This window comes from Ensifer sp. Root423, assembly GCF_001426275.1.
In the GTDB taxonomy this organism is placed as follows: domain Bacteria; phylum Pseudomonadota; class Alphaproteobacteria; order Rhizobiales; family Rhizobiaceae; genus Ensifer; species Ensifer adhaerens.
Window position 1 is genome coordinate 191,516 of the sequence record NZ_LMEG01000034.1, and the last position, 15,189, is coordinate 206,704.

A 15,189-nucleotide genomic window follows, 5' to 3' on the forward strand; every position below is an offset into this window, starting at 1 on the left:
AGCCCCTTGAGAACTCAGAACAATCGGAAAGTCGTCTTTTCCGGCGCCTTCTCGCCAGCGGCCGGATCGCGCACGCCGGGGTCATCCGGCGGGCGGCCGAAGAAGGGATCGGGCCTGTGCTCGCCATTCGCGCCCTCTTCCTTCTCCGCCTTGACCGGAGGCTTGTCGGCAACCGGTTCCGGCGCCTTGCGCTCGGCGACCTTGATCGGCTGCGGTGCCGGACGCGGCTCCTCGCGCTCGGCCTCGAGGATCACGGGCGTCTCGCTGCGCCGGGCCGCGGGTGCGGGCTGGTGCACATGCGCCTCCACCACGGCGGGCAGGCTGCGGATCGCCTCGTCGGCGTTCGACTGGTCGTGGTCGACGGTGGCCGAAAGCGTATGCGGCGGGGCTTTCCATTCGAAGGCATCGAGCCGGCCGCTCACCGGCGAGACCGGCAGCCAGGTCGGCGAGGTCACGCCGTCGGCGGTCCAGGCCGGATCGCGCGGGCTCTTCAGCGCCTGCGCCATCCAGTGACGGATGCGGCCCTCGTCGCCGGTGTCGGCCTCTTCGATGTCGGCAAGCAGCAGGAAGATGCTCTCGGTCGGGTCGAGCCGGGCGGCGGCTTCCGCCTTGGTGCGAGCCAGAAGCAGTTCGCGCGCTTCGAGTGCGGCTTCGGCGACGGCAGCCATCGCCACGGCATTGTTGGGCTTCAAGGCTTCGAGCTTGCGCGCCCGTTTCAACCGGTCGACCGCAGTGTCGCCGCCGCGGGCGCGCACGTAGAGCCGGGCCACGTCCGGATGCGGCTCGTGCTTCCAGTTCTTCTCCAGGATCGAGGTGCCCTTGCGCAGGTTGTCCTCGCGAAACAGCGCCTTGGCGGCCGTCAGCGCCGCCGGCACGAGATGTTCGTCGAGCTTCAGCGCGGCAAGCGCATCGTCCCGTGCACCTTTCACGTCGCCCTCGAGCTTCGTCATTGCGCGCGCCGTCAGCAGCACTGCCTTCTTGCGATCGGCTTCCTTGCGATCGACCACGTGGGCGATGCGGCTCTGGTCGAGCAGACGCAGGGCATCGTCCCATTGACCGGCCTGGCTCTGGCTGTCGAGGGTTGCAAGCGCTGCCCAGGGCAGGTGCGGCGCCTTTTCGGCGGCGCGCTCGGCATATTGCCGCGCGGCCTCGTGGGCGCCGAGCCGCTTGGCCTCGAGATAAAGGCCGCGAAGCCCGAGTTCGCGCGTCTCCGGATCGTCGGCCATCAGCTCGAACTTGCGGCGGGCGTCGTCGTACTTGCCTTCGATCAGTGCGGTCTGGGCTTCGAGCAGGTGGATCAGCGGTTCCTGGTCGGCGCTGATCAGGCCGCGGGTGCGGGCGGTCATCTTGCGGGCAAGATTGGCGTCACCGGCGCCGGCGGCGATCAGGCCGGTCGACAGCGCCTGGTAGCCGCGGTCGCGCTTGCGGGCGCGGAAATAGCGGGTGACCGTGTGCGGCGAAAGCCAGATGGTGCGCACCAGCCAGACGACGATCAGCACCGCGGCAATCAGCGAGATCAGCAGCGATGCCGCGCGCATCAGGCTCATCTCGATCAACTGGCCCTGCCAGACGACCGAGAGTTCACCCGGCCGGTCGGCGAGCCAGGCGAAGCCGAGGCCGAGACCAAGCACGATCAGGATGAAAATCAGAATGCGGATCATATCTGGTTCCCTCAGCCTTCCGTGCCTGGTTTTGCCATCGTCGCAGCGACGGCGGCATCGATCGCGGCTTCGACCCGCAAACGCTGGTCGAGCTTGGCCTTGAAAGCCTCGCCCGCCGGCTTGGCGGTGTCGGGCAGACCATTCCATTCCAGAGCGGCGCCCTTGAGGTCGCCATTGTTCAGCTTGTCCTCGATCCGGGCGATGACGGCTTCGGGCGTTTCACCCTCGACGCTGCCGACGGGACGCACGCGAATGCCGGACATGGCGCTGGACACTAGCCGGTCGAAGATACCCTCGTTCGGGTCGGGCTGGTTGAGAGCGTCGAGCATGGCGTCGGCGGTTTTCGGGAACTCGCGGCGCAGATCCGTGCGGGTCGGCACGCCGACCTGGGCATCCTGGGCGAGCGCGGCGACGGCCTGTTCATCCGGCGCGATGCTGCGCAGCGCGTCGAGTTCGGCGAGGAAAGGCCCGCCGCGATCGATCGCCGACTTCAGTGCAGTGACCGCAACGGCTTTCGCCATCTGGATATCGTTGACCGGCTCGTTGAGCTTCTGCTCGGCGGTCTCGATGCGGCTCGTCAGTTCCGCCTTCTCGGCGGTTGCCGACTGCTGCGCATCGGCGAGCGCCGTCTTCAGGCCTGCAAGCTCCTTGGTGAGATTGTCGACTTCCGCCTTCAGCGTCTCGACCTCGGCGCTCGGCGCGCCGCTCGCAGCCGGTTGGGAGGCCGACTGTTCGAGCGCGGCGATACGACCTTCGAGTGCGGTGTTGTCGACGACGGCTGCGGGGGTGGGCAGCGCCGCGATCTGGTCGCGCAGGGCCTGCAGTTCGCCGGAAATGTTCTGCTCGACGCCGCGGGTCGGCCCAAGTCCAGGCACGATGCCGGCATATTGCAGGCCGCCGAAGCCGAGCAGCGTCACGAGACCGCCGACGATGCCGGCTGCGAGCGCACCGGAGTTCGATACCGGCTTCTGCGGCGGTGCCGGTTCGGGCTCGCGGGCCACATGCGGCGGCTCTTCGGCGAAGACGGCCGCGGCCGCGTCGGCGGCGGCATCGGCGCGCTGCTCCTCGATTTCTTCGTCCAGGCGGGATCCGGCGGCGCTGTCGTCGCTGGTGTCCCTTATCGGCTCATCCGTCTCGGCTTTGTGCGCTGTGTTCTCGGCCGCAGCGTCTGCCAGCGTCTCGCCGGTTGCTTCCGGGCCGGCCGGTTCCGCAACGGTTTTCTCCGCTTCGAGGTCGATCGTCAGCGGTTCCTTCTCGGACTTCGAGCGGCGCGGCGGGTTTTCCGATACCATGGTGACCTCTTACCGTTAGTGCCTGTCGGCTCTTCCTTCAAACCTAGTCAGCCGGAACGGTGAGGGAAAGCCCCTCCGTTCCGTTTTTGGATGAATTCGATGTTAGAGAAGACTGAAAAGGCTGTCTTCATCGGGCCTTGCGGCGGTCTCCGCCACGACGTTACCCGGCAGCGCCTCGGCCACCACGGGGCTGAGGCAGAGGTAGCGCGGCGCAAAGGAAGCAGCATCGACACCGGCTTCGGAAAGCAGGCGAACGAACTGTCGCGCGGTCTCTCGCGAGTATAAAAGCACGGCGTCGGGACGGCTGCTCCGCCGCAGATCTTCGATCGCGGCGCGCGAATGGGCGATCGGCTCCATGCGGTAGCACTCGACCGTCCGGTGCTCTATGCCGCGTTGTCTCAGCCCCTTTTCCAGCCCTTCGGAGCGCGGCGTTCCTGCCAGATAGAGCAGGGGAAGTGGCGGCAGCGTGTCGATGGTCGCGCCGATCAGTTCCGCCAGGGACTGGCCGGTACCCTCCGCTATGCGCAGATCGGAGAAACCGAGCCCGGCTGCTGCTTGCGCCGTGGCGGCGCCCACGCAGAAGCACGGGGTCGCCAGATGCTGTGACAGGTCTGCATCTGACGATACGAGCATCCGAATGGCTTCGGCGCTGGTGAGCACGATCGCCGCATGCGGCACTTCAAGCGCGGCAACGGAGACGGCAGCAAGATGTGTCGCCTGCATCAGGGGCAGCAGGATCGGCCGGTGGCCGGCGGCTTCCAGCCGGCGTACCGTCGCCTCGGCGGCGGGAAGCGGCCGGGTGACGAGCACGCGCATGGCTTTAAGTCCAGCTTGCAAAGAAGCCGGGGCCGGCCTTGGCGCGGATCTCTTCGCCGGCCTTTTGCCCAAGCGCTTCGGCGTCGGTGGCCCTGCCCTCGATCGTAACCCGGTGATGGGTCTGGCCGTCGGGCGTGAGGATCATGCCGGAAAAGCTGAGATGGGTGCCGTCCGAGGTGGCGAGACCGGCGATCGGCGTGCGGCACGAGCCGTCGAGCGTCGCGAGGAAGCCACGCTCGCAGGCGACTGCCTCATGGGTGCGGGGATCGTCGATGGCTGCGAGCAGGTCGTTGATGCGGCTGTCGCCGATGCGGCTCTCGATGCAGATCGCGCCTTGGGCCGGCGCCGGCGGGAATTCCTGGGGGTCGAGCAGTTCGGTCGGAACGTCGGTCATGCCGAGACGCTTGAGGCCCGCATAGGCAAGCAGTGTGGCATCGACCTGGCCCTCGGCGAGCTTTCTCAGCCGTGTTTCCACCTGGCCGCGATAGGTGATGACATTGATATCCGGACGCAGCCGGCGGATCAGCGCCTGGCGGCGCAGCGACGACGAGCCGACCGTCACGCCCTGCGGCAGTTCCAGCAGTTTTTTTGCCGTCCGACCGATGAAGGCATCTCGAATGTCCTCACGCGGCAGGAAGGCGGAAAGACAGAGGCCGTCAGGCAGTTTCGTCGGCATGTCCTTGGACGAATGCACAGCGAAATCGAGTTCGCCCGACAGCAATTGTTGCTCGATCTCTTCGGTGAACAGGCCCTTGCCGCCGATCTCGGCGAGCGAGCGGTCGGTGATCCGGTCGCCCTTGGTCGAGAGGATGACGACCTCGAACATTTCCGGCGCCAGACCATGCGCCGCTGCGAGGCGATCGCGCGTTTCATGGGCTTGAGCGAGCGCCAGCGGGCTGCCGCGCGTGCCGATCCGGAAAGGTTTTGTTTGCATCAAAGGCTATCCATTGTTACCGGAGTTCCGTGTACCCACCTTTCGGTGCGACCGCAATCTTTGAGTAGTTCCCGATGTCTCCGCCCCTGCGCATCCTCGGCATAGAAACAAGCTGCGACGAAACCGCCGCTTCCGTCATTTTGCGCGATTCCGGCGGTAAGGGCCATATCCTCGGCGACGTGGTCTTAAGCCAGCTGGAAGAGCACAGCGCCTATGGCGGCGTGGTTCCGGAGATCGCGGCGCGCGCCCATGTGGAGGCGCTCGACACGCTGATCGAGGAAGCGCTGCTCAGGGCCGGCGTCACGCTTTCCGAGATCGACGCCATTGCTGCGACAAGTGGTCCCGGTCTGATCGGCGGCCTGATCGTCGGGCTGATGACCGGCAAGGCGATCGCGCGCGCAACCGGCAAGCCACTCTATGCCGTCAATCACCTCGAAGGCCACGCGCTGACCGCGCGGCTGACCGATGGGCTCTCCTTTCCCTATCTGATGCTGCTCGTTTCCGGCGGTCACACGCAACTGATCCTCGTCAAGGGCGTCGGCGAATACGAACGCTGGGGCACGACGATCGACGATGCGCTCGGCGAAGCCTTCGACAAAACGGCCAAGCTGCTCGGCCTCCCGTATCCGGGTGGTCCGGCGGTCGAGCGGGCAGCACTTGCCGGCGATCCGCAGCGTTTCGATTTTCCGCGACCGCTCGTCGGTGACGCCAGGCTCGATTTTTCCTTTTCGGGATTGAAGACGGCGGTGCGCCAGGTGGCGCAATCGCTGGAGCCGGTAACGGAGCAGGACATCGCCGATATCTGCGCCTCGTTCCAGCGGGCGATTTCCCGCACGCTCAAGGATCGGGTCGGGCGCGGCCTGAAGCGCTTCAAGGCGGAGCATGGCAGTGTGGCGCGCCCGGCGCTGGTGGTTGCCGGCGGTGTCGCCGCCAATCAGGTGCTGCGCTCGACGCTGCAGGCCTTGTGCGCGCAGTCCGGTTTCGACTTCATCGCGCCGCCGCTTTCGCTCTGCACGGACAACGCGGCAATGATCGCCTGGGCCGGTGCCGAGCGGCTGGCGGCAGGCATGGCGGCCGACGGCCTCGATGTCGCGCCGCGCTCGCGCTGGCCGCTCGACGCCCAGGCGCAGGCGCTGCTCGGTTCGGGCAAACGCGGCGCCAAGGCGTGACAAGATCTAAAGCATACGGATAGAGCATGAGCGACATTTCCAAGAACGGGCCGAAGATCGTCGTGGTCGGCGCAGGCGCCTTTGGCACCGCGCTCGCCGCGGTTGCCGCCTCGACCGAAGGCAGCGACGTGACGCTGCTTGCCCGTCGTCCGGAGATTGCCGAATCCTGCCGCGACACCGGCCGCAATGAGGACGCCCTGCCGGGCATCGACCTGCCGCCGGCGCTGAAACATACGGCCGATGTCTCGGTTCTTGCCGATGCCGAGGTCGTGCTCTTCGTGATGCCGTCGCAGGCGCATAGGGATGCGGCGAGACAGTATGGTCCTCATATCAATGCGGCTGCCACGATCGTCACCTGCGCCAAGGGTATGGAGCAGGCGACGGGACGGTTGCTGACCGACGTGCTGGCGGAGGAGCTGCCCGGCCATGCGGTCGGCGTGCTCTCCGGTCCGGGTTTCGCCGCCGATATCGCCAAGGGCCTACCGACGGCTATGGTGGTCGCCGCGGCCGATGGTCAGACGGCGACGATGCTGGCCGAGGTGCTCTCGGGTCCGACCTTCCGGCTCTATCCCTCGCAGGATCGCATCGGCGTGCAGCTCGGCGGCGCGCTGAAGAATGTGCTGGCGATCGCCTGTGGCATCGTCGAGGGCGCAGGCCTTGGCGACAGCGCCCGTGCCGCGCTGATCTCGCGTGGCCTTGCGGAGATGTCGCGCTTCATTGCTGCCGAGGGCGGCGAGGCCGATACTGTGCGCGGTCTCTCCGGCCTTGGCGATCTGGTGTTGACGGCGACCAGCCACCAGTCGCGCAACCTGCGTTTCGGCATCGCGCTCGGCAAGGATGGTCGCGCCAGCGGACGCAAGGGCGAACTGGTCGAAGGCGCGTTCGCCGCATCGGTTGCTGCCCGCGTTGCCCATGATCTCGGCGTCGAAATGCCGATCACCGAAGCGGTGGCGGCGATCATCGACGGCAAGCTCGATGTCCGCACCGCGCTCGAACAGTTGATGACCCGCCCGATCACTCAGGAATGAAGGGAGCGGCGATATTCCGCCCGCATCCCGCACCAACGAAAACTCTAGGAGGAAGCATGCTCTTCGCACTTCATTGTACCGACAAGCCAGGCGCGCTGCAGCTTCGGCTCGATACCCGCCCTGATCACGTCGCCTATCTCAACGATCTTAACGCCAAGGGCATTTTGAAGATGGCCGGTCCGTTCCTCGGCGACGACGGCAAGCCGACCGGTAGCCTGGTGCTCGTCAAGGCAGAGACGATCGACGAGGCGCGTGCGATCGCCGAAGCCGATCCCTATGCCAAGGCCGGGCTCTTTTCCAATGTCGAGATCAAGGCCTTCAACTGGGTCTTCAACAATCCGGAGGCTTGAGACCAAGATGGCGCATTGGCTCTACAAATCCGAACCGTTCAAATGGTCCTGGCAGATGCAGAAGGATGCCGGCGCCAAGGGCACCGAATGGACCGGCGTGCGCAACTATCAGGCGCGCAACAACATGCGGGCGATGCAGATCGGCGACAAGGGCTTCTTCTACCACTCGAACGAAGGGCTTGAGATCGTCGGCATCGCCGAGGTCTGCGCGCTGTCGCATCCGGATTCGACTGCCGAGGGTGACGCCCGCTGGGACTGCGTCGATATCCGCGCGGTTGCCGACATGCCGCGGCCGGTGACGCTGAAGGAGATCAAGGACAATCCGAAGCTCGCCAAGATGTCGCTCGTCACCTCCATGCGCCTGTCGGTGCAGCCGGTGACCGAGGACGAATGGCTCGAGGTCTGCCGCATGGGCGGGCTCGACAATCCGCCGCGCTAGTCTTGTTTTCCGCCTGTCCGGGACGCTCGGGCAGGCGCGGAGAGTTTTGTGAAGACCGATCCGGAAAGCTTCATCCTCGAAAACACCGATGTGCTCACGCCGCCGCATGTGCCGGAGATCCGTCTGCATCTGGCGACCGAAGCGCATGAGCTCTGGCTGAAGACCGAGGAAGAGCTGCAGGAGATCGGCCTGCCGCCGCCGTTCTGGGCCTTCGCCTGGGCCGGCGGGCAGGGGCTCGCCCGCTACATCCTCGATCACCCCGAAGCTGTGCGCGGCCGCCGTGTCGTCGACTTTGCCTCCGGTTCGGGTCTGGTGGCGATCGCGGCGATGAAGGCGGGTGCAGTATCGGTGCTGGCCGCCGATATCGACCCCTGGGCGGAAACGGCCGTCCGGCTCAATGCCGCACTCAACGGGGTCACGCTTTCCTATACCGGCGAGGACATCACTGGCCGCGATCTTGAAGCCGAGGTCTATCTCGCCGGCGACGTCTTCTACGACAAGGCTTTTGCCGACCGGTTGAAACCGTGGTTTTCGGGACTTGCCGCGAACGGCGCCTCGGTGATCGTCGGCGATCCCGGACGTTCCTATTGCCCGCGCGAGATGATGACGGCGCTTGCCACCTACGAGGTTCCCGTCACCCGGGCGCTGGAGGACAGCGAGGTCAAGCGCACCACCGTCTGGCGCTTCGGCACCACCTCCTGCAATTGACGATGCCTGCACTTCCGACGATGCGCCCGATCATCGAAGCCGTTGGCCTGACGGGCTGATATCGCTGTAGCCGCGATTACCGGCGGATGACGCAGACGCCGTGTTCGTAGGCGCAGGAACCGTTCATGGTCTGTGGCGTGACGTTGATGATCTTGCCGCGTTTCGCCTCGGGCGGCGGCGCAGTATCTGCCTCATCCGCATAGCCGTAGTCGCCTTCCTGGCTGAAATAGATGCCATTGCCGACGTCGACATAGGCCGAAATGCCGCCGACATAGGTGCCGATACCAGGAATGATGTCCGGATATTCATCACCGCCGTAATAGCTCGGGCGATAGTCTCGGCCTTGGTTGCTCGATGTCCAGATCTCGCGCCCGGCCTGATCGCGCCCCCATCCACCGCCATTGCCCCACCGCTCGGGATAGGCCCGATATTGCGGCAGGCGGACATGGCGGGTGCGGGTCGAGACCTGCGGCGGCACGTCATAGATGCCTGGGCGACCGTCGTGCCTGCGGGCGTCGGATGTCCAGTAGTCGCGACCGGCTCCGTCGCGCACCCATCCGCCACGCTGCTCCCACCGTCCGGCATAAGCGCCGGGGTAGGGGCGGTAGCGCGGCAGGCGAACGTGCCGGGTGCGCGTGTTCACTTCCGGCGGGCCACCGTTGGACGCCCAGTCGCGGCGCGGTCCGCGATGGCGGTCCCAGTCGTTGCGATAACCCATGCGATCGAAATCGTGACGAGGATAGAAACGATCGGCATTCATCCTGACATGGCGTGTTCGCGTCTGCGCCTCCGGCAGTCCGCCCCGGTCTCGAGCTTCCATCGGAATGTAGCTGGTGGCGATGACCAGGCCGGCAAGCGCTAGCACTTTGGTCGCATGGATTGCCCTGAACAGAATCATTCTGCCCGCCCTCCGGGTGACGCTTAACAAATCGTTAAGGGCACTCTGGGCCACATCGTCGGGAAAGTCACGGAATTGCTTGGCTTTTTGTCGCTATCGTTAACGCCGGCCCATGTCTCCGGCTGGCAGGAAAATGGCGCAATTCGTCTAATCGATTAAATTGATTTTGCACCGCAAACACACTTGTCGTTAAGCTTTATGGTGATTAAAGGTCCGAATGACTGAATTGCGCACAATCAGGTGCGATACCGGACTAAAATCGTCCAGTTTTTTGGGCGGAAATCCGGGCATTCCGTGAGGTTCCGATGACGAATGTCACAAGAAGCCGGCCACTCTCGCCGCATCTTCAAATCTATAAACCTATCCCGACGATGGTCATGTCCATTGTGCACCGCATCACCGGTGGTGCGCTCTACTTCGGGACCATCCTCGTCGCCTGGTGGCTGATCGCCGCTGCGTCGGGTGCTGCCTATTACGACTGGGTCAGCTGGCTGTTCGGTACGCTGATCGGCAAGCTGGTGCTGTTCGGCTATACCTGGGCCCTGGTGCACCACATGCTCGGCGGCTTGCGCCACTTTGCCTGGGATCTCGGCTACGGCTACGAGAAGCACTTCGCCACCAAGATGGCCAAGGCAACGATCATCGGTTCGGTGGCGCTGACGCTGCTGATCTGGGTGGTCGGCTATCTCGTTCGCTGACTGAGGGAGAATACTCATGGATATGCGCACTCCTCTCGGCAAGGTTCGCGGTCTTGGCTCGGCCAAGGAAGGCACGGATCATTTCTGGCGCCAGCGCCTGACGGCCGTCGCCAACGTTCCGCTGTTGATCTTCTTCGTCATCTTTCTCGTTCGCTACGCAGGCGCGCCCTATGCGGATGTCGTCGCCGCGCTCGCGAACCCCTTCGTCGCCGTCGTCATGGCGCTCGTCGTGCTCTCGGGCCTCGTTCACATGCGGCTCGGCATGCAGGTGATCATCGAAGACTACGTGCATGGCGAAGGCATGAAGATCGTGCTTCTCATGCTCAATACATTTTTCACGATCGCGGTTGGCGGGCTCTGTCTCTTCGCCATCCTGAAGATCGCTTTTGCAGGGTAATTTCGCCATGGCATCGAACAGTTCACCCGCTGCAAACGGCAAGGCCTATCAATATGTCGATCACGCCTTCGACGTCGTCGTCGTCGGCGCCGGCGGTGCGGGCTTGCGCGCGACGCTCGGCATGGCCGAGCAGGGTCTGAAGACCGCCTGCATCACCAAGGTCTTCCCGACCCGCTCGCACACGGTTGCCGCCCAGGGCGGCATTGCCGCCTCGCTGCAGAACATGACGCCGGATAGCTGGCAGTGGCACCTCTACGACACCGTCAAGGGTTCCGACTGGCTCGGCGACGTCGACGCCATGCAGTATCTCGCCATGGAAGCGCCGAAGGCGGTCTATGAGCTCGAGCACTACGGCGTGCCGTTCTCGCGTAACGCGGAAGGCAAGATCTATCAGCGACCGTTCGGCGGCCACATGCAGAACTACGGCGAAGGCCCGCCGGTCCAGCGCACCTGTGCTGCTGCCGACCGTACCGGCCACGCGATCCTGCACACTCTCTATGGTCAGTCTCTGCGCAACAACGCCGAGTTCTTCATCGAGTATTTCGCGCTCGACCTGATCATGTCGGATGACGGCCGCTGCACCGGCGTCGTCGCCTGGAACCTCGACGACGGCACGATCCATCGCTTCTCCGCCAAGATGGTGGTGCTGGCGACCGGCGGTTACGGCCGCGCCTACTTCTCGGCGACCTCGGCGCACACCTGCACGGGCGACGGCGGCGGCATGATTGCACGCGCCGGCCTGCCGCTGCAGGACATGGAATTCGTCCAGTTCCATCCGACCGGCATCTACGGTGCGGGCTGCCTGATCACCGAAGGCGCACGCGGCGAAGGCGGCTACCTCGTCAACTCCGAAGGCGAGCGCTTCATGGAGCGCTATGCGCCGTCCGCCAAGGACCTTGCCTCGCGTGACGTCGTCTCGCGCTGTATGACGATGGAAATCCGCGAAGGCCGCGGCGTCGGCAAGAACAAGGACCACATCTTCCTGCACCTGGATCACCTCGATCCGGCCGTCCTGCACGAGCGCCTGCCGGGCATCTCGGAATCGGCGAAGATCTTTGCCGGTGTCGACGTGACCCGGGAGCCGATCCCGGTTCTGCCGACGGTGCACTACAACATGGGCGGCGTGCCGACCAACTACTGGGGCGAAGTCCTGAATGCCGACAGCCAGAACCCGGAGCGCATTGCGCCCGGTCTGATGGCCGTCGGCGAAGCCGGCTGCGCCTCGGTGCACGGCGCCAATCGCCTCGGCTCCAACTCGCTGATCGATCTCGTGGTCTTCGGCCGTGCCGCCGCCATCCGCGCCGGCCAGGTCATCGACCGCAACGAGCCGGTGCCGGAACTCAACAGGGCCGCCTGCGAACGGATCATGGACCGCTTCGACCGCCTGCGTAACGCCAATGGCTCCACGCCGACCGCCGTGCTGCGCGAAAAGATGCAGCACGCCATGCAGGAAGACGCGGCCGTGTTCCGCACCCAGGAATCGCTGGAATCGGGCTGCAAGCGCATTTCGGCGATCTGGAAGGAGATGCCCGACATCAAGGTCACCGACCGCTCGATGATCTGGAACTCGGACCTCGTCGAGACGCTGGAACTCGAAAACCTCATGGCCAACGCCATCACGACGATCTACGGCGCCGAAGCGCGCAAGGAGAGCCGTGGTTCGCACGCCCGCGAGGACTACACCGAGGGTCCGCTCGGCGGCCGCGACGACGTCAACTGGCGCAAGCACACGCTCGCCTGGGTCAACGAGGCCGGCGACGTCAAGCTCGACTACCGCCCCGTCCATACCGACCTGATCGCCGACGGCATCGATCCCAAGAAGATCGAGCCGAAGGCCCGCGTCTATTGATCTTGAGGAACAAGCCACATGGTTGAACTCGCTCTCCCCAAGAACTCGCAGATGACGGAAGGCAAGGTCTGGCCGAAGCCTGCCGGCGCGACCAACGTTCGCGAATACCGCATCTATCGCTGGAACCCGGATGACGGTGCCAATCCGCGCATCGATACCTTCTACATCGATGTCGACGATTGCGGCCCGATGGTGCTCGACGGTCTGCTCTACATCAAGAACAAGATCGACCCGACGCTGACGCTGCGCCGCTCCTGCCGCGAAGGCATCTGCGGGTCGTGCGCCATGAACATCGACGGCACCAACACGCTCGCCTGCACCAAGGGCATGGACGAGGTGAAGGGTGCGGTAAAGGTCTATCCGCTGCCGCACATGCCGGTCGTGAAGGACCTGGTTCCTGACCTCACCAACTTCTACGCCCAGCACCGCTCGATCGAGCCCTGGCTGAAGACGGTATCGCCGACGCCGGCCAAGGAATGGAAGCAGAGCCACGAGGACCGCCTCAAGCTCGACGGCCTCTACGAGTGCATCCTGTGCGCCTGCTGCTCGACCTCCTGTCCGAGCTATTGGTGGAACGGCGACCGTTACCTCGGTCCGGCGGTTCTGCTGCAGGCCTACCGCTGGCTGATCGATAGCCGCGACGAAGCGACCGGCGAGCGCCTCGACAACCTCGAGGATCCCTTCCGCCTCTATCGTTGCCACACGATCATGAACTGCGCCCAGGCCTGTCCGAAGGGCCTGAACCCGGCCAAGGCGATCGGCGAGATCAAGAAGATGCTGGTCGAGCGCCGTGTGTAATCGGCCGGACCGGACATGAAGTTTTGGAAACGGCGGGCCCTGGCTCGCCGTTTTCTGTTTTGCGCCTCTCCAGGGCGGCGGACAATTCGTGATTGTGCCGATGCGGGAGAGGCGGGCCGACGGCAGGAGGCGATGATACGCAGCGAGGACGTGGCGCGCGATCCGGCCCTGCGGACGTTTCAATCCTGCAACAGGTCGCCAGGAATCGTCGTCCCTTGATTTGTCAGGTGGATTTGCTGTATTTCGGCCTATATTATCGCGTTGCATCATGGTTCGCGGACACGAACAGGAGTAGGGATATGCGGGTAATTCATGCGGCGGCGGGGCTGGCGGTTGTGCTTGCGCTGGCCGGATGCCAACGGACGTCGATGGGCGGTTTCAGCTCCCAGGACGCCTCGCCCGCTCCCATCCAGGCCGCACCGGTCCCTTCGGTTTCGTCGAACCAGCTTCCGGCACCAACCGGAAACACGTCGCAATTCCCGGCTGCACCGGCGAGCGGCACGGCGGTTGCCGGCGGCGCTGTCCAGCAGCCCGGCACGCAGGTCGCCGCGGCTGCAGGTGGCGGGCTCGACGTCACCAAGGAAGCGATGGTTGGCAACTGGCGCGTCTCCAGCGCCGGCAGCTCCTGCGACATGTTCCTGACGCTCACCAATCTTGGTTCTGGTTCGCGCGGCGGCACCCGCGGTTGCGCCGGCGAGCTGACGACCATGGGCTCCTGGGAAGTGGCCGGCAAGCAGGTGGTCCTCAAGGACCGCAGCGGCAATGCCATCGCCCGCCTCTACAAGACGGCCGACGCGCGTTTCGACGGCTCGACCAATGGCGGCCAGCCAGTCAGCCTCAGCCGCTGACGCTTCTCCAGCCCGGTCTCGTGCCGGGCTTTTATTTTCCGTCCCATCTCGGGTGAGACGTGCTCAATCCTGACGACAGCATTTACCGCAAGCTCGAAGCGCTCGTCGCGAACGGCGAGCGCAAGCGTGACCCGGCGCAGTTTACGATCGCGCGGCGGTTCGATCATCTCTCGGCCGAGCTGCTCGCCAGCCGCCCGTCGCGCAAGACCAATGCGCTCGGCTGGCTGTTTGCCTCGCGCAAGAAGGACCATCCGCCGGTCAAGGGTCTCTACATCCACGGCGGCGTGGGGCGCGGCAAGACCATGCTGATGGACATGTTCTTCGAGGCGGTGCCGATCCAGCGCAAGCGCCGGGCGCATTTCCACGAGTTCATGGCCGATGTGCACGAGCGCATCTACAAGCACCGGCAGAAGCTGAAGAACGGCGAGACCAAGCAGGCCGATCCGATCCCGCCCGTCGCCTCCGAGCTCTTCGGTGAAGCGCGGCTGCTCTGCTTCGACGAATTCTCCGTGACCGACATCGCCGATGCGATGATCCTCGGCCGCCTGTTCGGCGAACTCTTCGCCAAGGGCTGCGTGCTGGTTGCCACCTCGAACGTGGCGCCCGACGATCTCTATCGCGATGGCCTCAACCGCAGCCTGTTTTTGCCGTTCATCGAACTCCTTAAGGCAAATGCCGAGGTTATCTCGCTGGACACGGACACCGACTACCGGCTGACGAAGACCGACGGCAGCCCGGTGTGGCTCTCGCCGCTCGGGCCTGAGGCGGATGCGGCGATGGCGCGCGCCTGGGCCCATGAGACCCGCAATGCGCCGGCCGCTCCGGCGGACGTGCCGCGTAAGGGGCGCAAGATCCCCGTACCGGCCGCGTCCGGAAAGAGTGCCCGCTTCAATTTCGCCGACCTCTGCCAGCAACCGCTTGGGGCTGCCGATTATCTCGCCATCCTCGAGCGCTATTCGACGATCTTCGTCGACCACGTACCGCATCTCGGTCCGCATATGCGCAACGAGACCAAGCGCTTCATCCTGCTGGTCGATACGCTCTACGACAACGGCGCCCGGCTCTTTGCCTCGGCGGCGGCAGAGCCGCAGGATCTTTTGACCCAGAAAAAGGGCACGGAAGGCTTCGAGTTCGACCGCACGGTTTCACGTCTGATCGAGATGCAAAGCGAGGAATATGCCGCTGCGCATCCCGCAAATGTTGCTGTTTCGTGACGCAGATGTGGCGCAAACTCTTACGTTTACGTAAGAATTTTATGATCTAACCGATTGAAATTGTTCCACCAAAAAGTATCGATTGATATT

General features: G+C 64.7%; 16 protein-coding genes. 11 read left to right on the plus strand and 5 right to left on the minus strand.

The genetic code is table 11. The annotated features are described in order from the left end of the window. Window positions 1–14: 14 nt before the first annotated feature. From ASD01_RS24550 to hemC, 4 genes are all read right to left on the minus strand, one after another. A complete protein-coding gene (locus tag ASD01_RS24550; RefSeq protein WP_034802602.1) occupies window positions 15–1,661 on the minus strand; it encodes a heme biosynthesis protein HemY in 1,647 nt (548 codons plus the stop codon). A gap of 11 nt (window positions 1,662–1,672) precedes the next feature. Beyond that, window positions 1,673–2,953 carry a COG4223 family protein gene (locus tag ASD01_RS24555; protein WP_034802600.1) on the minus strand — a complete coding sequence of 427 codons (1,281 nt, stop codon included), beginning with the start codon at window positions 2,951–2,953 and terminating at the stop codon, window positions 1,673–1,675. A 102-nt stretch (window positions 2,954–3,055) separates the two neighbouring features. After that, complete coding sequence (locus ASD01_RS24560; protein WP_034802598.1) at window positions 3,056–3,769, minus strand: uroporphyrinogen-III synthase; 714 nt, start codon at window positions 3,767–3,769, stop codon at window positions 3,056–3,058. 4 nt (window positions 3,770–3,773) lie between these two features. Then, window positions 3,774–4,703 (minus strand): hydroxymethylbilane synthase, encoded by a 930-nt coding sequence (hemC, locus tag ASD01_RS24565; RefSeq protein ID WP_034802595.1) that lies wholly within the window; start codon window positions 4,701–4,703, stop codon window positions 3,774–3,776. A 74-nt stretch (window positions 4,704–4,777) separates the two neighbouring features. On the opposite strand from hemC, the gene tsaD reads away from it, so the two are divergent. The 5 genes from tsaD to ASD01_RS24590 are packed head-to-tail and all read left to right on the plus strand — an operon-like array spanning window position 4,778 to window position 8,397. After that, window positions 4,778–5,872: a tRNA (adenosine(37)-N6)-threonylcarbamoyltransferase complex transferase subunit TsaD gene (gene tsaD / locus ASD01_RS24570; protein WP_060644530.1), complete on the plus strand. Its 1,095-nt coding sequence runs from the start codon at window positions 4,778–4,780 to the stop codon at window positions 5,870–5,872. Window positions 5,873–5,898: 26 nt separating this feature from the next. Then, on the plus strand, window positions 5,899–6,900 hold the full coding sequence (locus ASD01_RS24575; RefSeq protein ID WP_034802589.1) for an NAD(P)H-dependent glycerol-3-phosphate dehydrogenase: 1,002 nt from the start codon (window positions 5,899–5,901) through the stop codon (window positions 6,898–6,900). 56 nt (window positions 6,901–6,956) lie between these two features. Continuing rightward, window positions 6,957–7,250, plus strand: coding sequence for a YciI-like protein (locus tag ASD01_RS24580; RefSeq protein WP_034802587.1), 294 nt, complete (start codon window positions 6,957–6,959; stop codon window positions 7,248–7,250). A gap of 7 nt (window positions 7,251–7,257) precedes the next feature. Next, window positions 7,258–7,689, plus strand: a complete 432-nt coding sequence (locus tag ASD01_RS24585; protein ID WP_034802584.1) for an EVE domain-containing protein — start codon at window positions 7,258–7,260, stop codon at window positions 7,687–7,689. A 48-nt stretch (window positions 7,690–7,737) separates the two neighbouring features. After that, window positions 7,738–8,397: a class I SAM-dependent methyltransferase gene (locus ASD01_RS24590; protein ID WP_034802582.1), complete on the plus strand. Its 660-nt coding sequence runs from the start codon at window positions 7,738–7,740 to the stop codon at window positions 8,395–8,397. A 76-nt stretch (window positions 8,398–8,473) separates the two neighbouring features. On the opposite strand, the gene ASD01_RS24595 is transcribed toward ASD01_RS24590, so the two are convergent. After that, window positions 8,474–9,295, minus strand: a complete 822-nt coding sequence (locus tag ASD01_RS24595) for a hypothetical protein (RefSeq protein WP_051659629.1) — start codon at window positions 9,293–9,295, stop codon at window positions 8,474–8,476. A 305-nt stretch (window positions 9,296–9,600) separates the two neighbouring features. On the opposite strand from ASD01_RS24595, the gene sdhC reads away from it, so the two are divergent. From sdhC to zapE, 6 genes are all read left to right on the plus strand, one after another. Continuing rightward, window positions 9,601–9,993, plus strand: a complete 393-nt coding sequence (gene sdhC, locus ASD01_RS24600; protein WP_034802580.1) for a succinate dehydrogenase, cytochrome b556 subunit — start codon at window positions 9,601–9,603, stop codon at window positions 9,991–9,993. A 16-nt stretch (window positions 9,994–10,009) separates the two neighbouring features. Then, window positions 10,010–10,390 (plus strand): succinate dehydrogenase, hydrophobic membrane anchor protein, encoded by a 381-nt coding sequence (gene sdhD, locus ASD01_RS24605; RefSeq protein WP_034802578.1) that lies wholly within the window; start codon window positions 10,010–10,012, stop codon window positions 10,388–10,390. A 7-nt stretch (window positions 10,391–10,397) separates the two neighbouring features. Further along, complete coding sequence (sdhA, locus tag ASD01_RS24610; RefSeq protein WP_034802575.1) at window positions 10,398–12,239, plus strand: succinate dehydrogenase flavoprotein subunit; 1,842 nt, start codon at window positions 10,398–10,400, stop codon at window positions 12,237–12,239. A gap of 18 nt (window positions 12,240–12,257) precedes the next feature. Further along, the gene (locus ASD01_RS24615) at window positions 12,258–13,037 is read left to right on the plus strand and encodes a succinate dehydrogenase iron-sulfur subunit (RefSeq protein ID WP_034802573.1); all 780 of its coding nucleotides are present in this window, start codon (window positions 12,258–12,260) and stop codon (window positions 13,035–13,037) included. Between the two features lie 299 nt (window positions 13,038–13,336). Then, complete coding sequence (locus tag ASD01_RS24620) at window positions 13,337–13,885, plus strand: protease inhibitor Inh/omp19 family protein (RefSeq protein ID WP_034802570.1); 549 nt, start codon at window positions 13,337–13,339, stop codon at window positions 13,883–13,885. 59 nt (window positions 13,886–13,944) lie between these two features. After that, on the plus strand, window positions 13,945–15,099 hold the full coding sequence (gene zapE, locus ASD01_RS24625; protein WP_034802567.1) for a cell division protein ZapE: 1,155 nt from the start codon (window positions 13,945–13,947) through the stop codon (window positions 15,097–15,099). The last annotated feature ends 90 nt before the right edge of the window (window positions 15,100–15,189 follow it).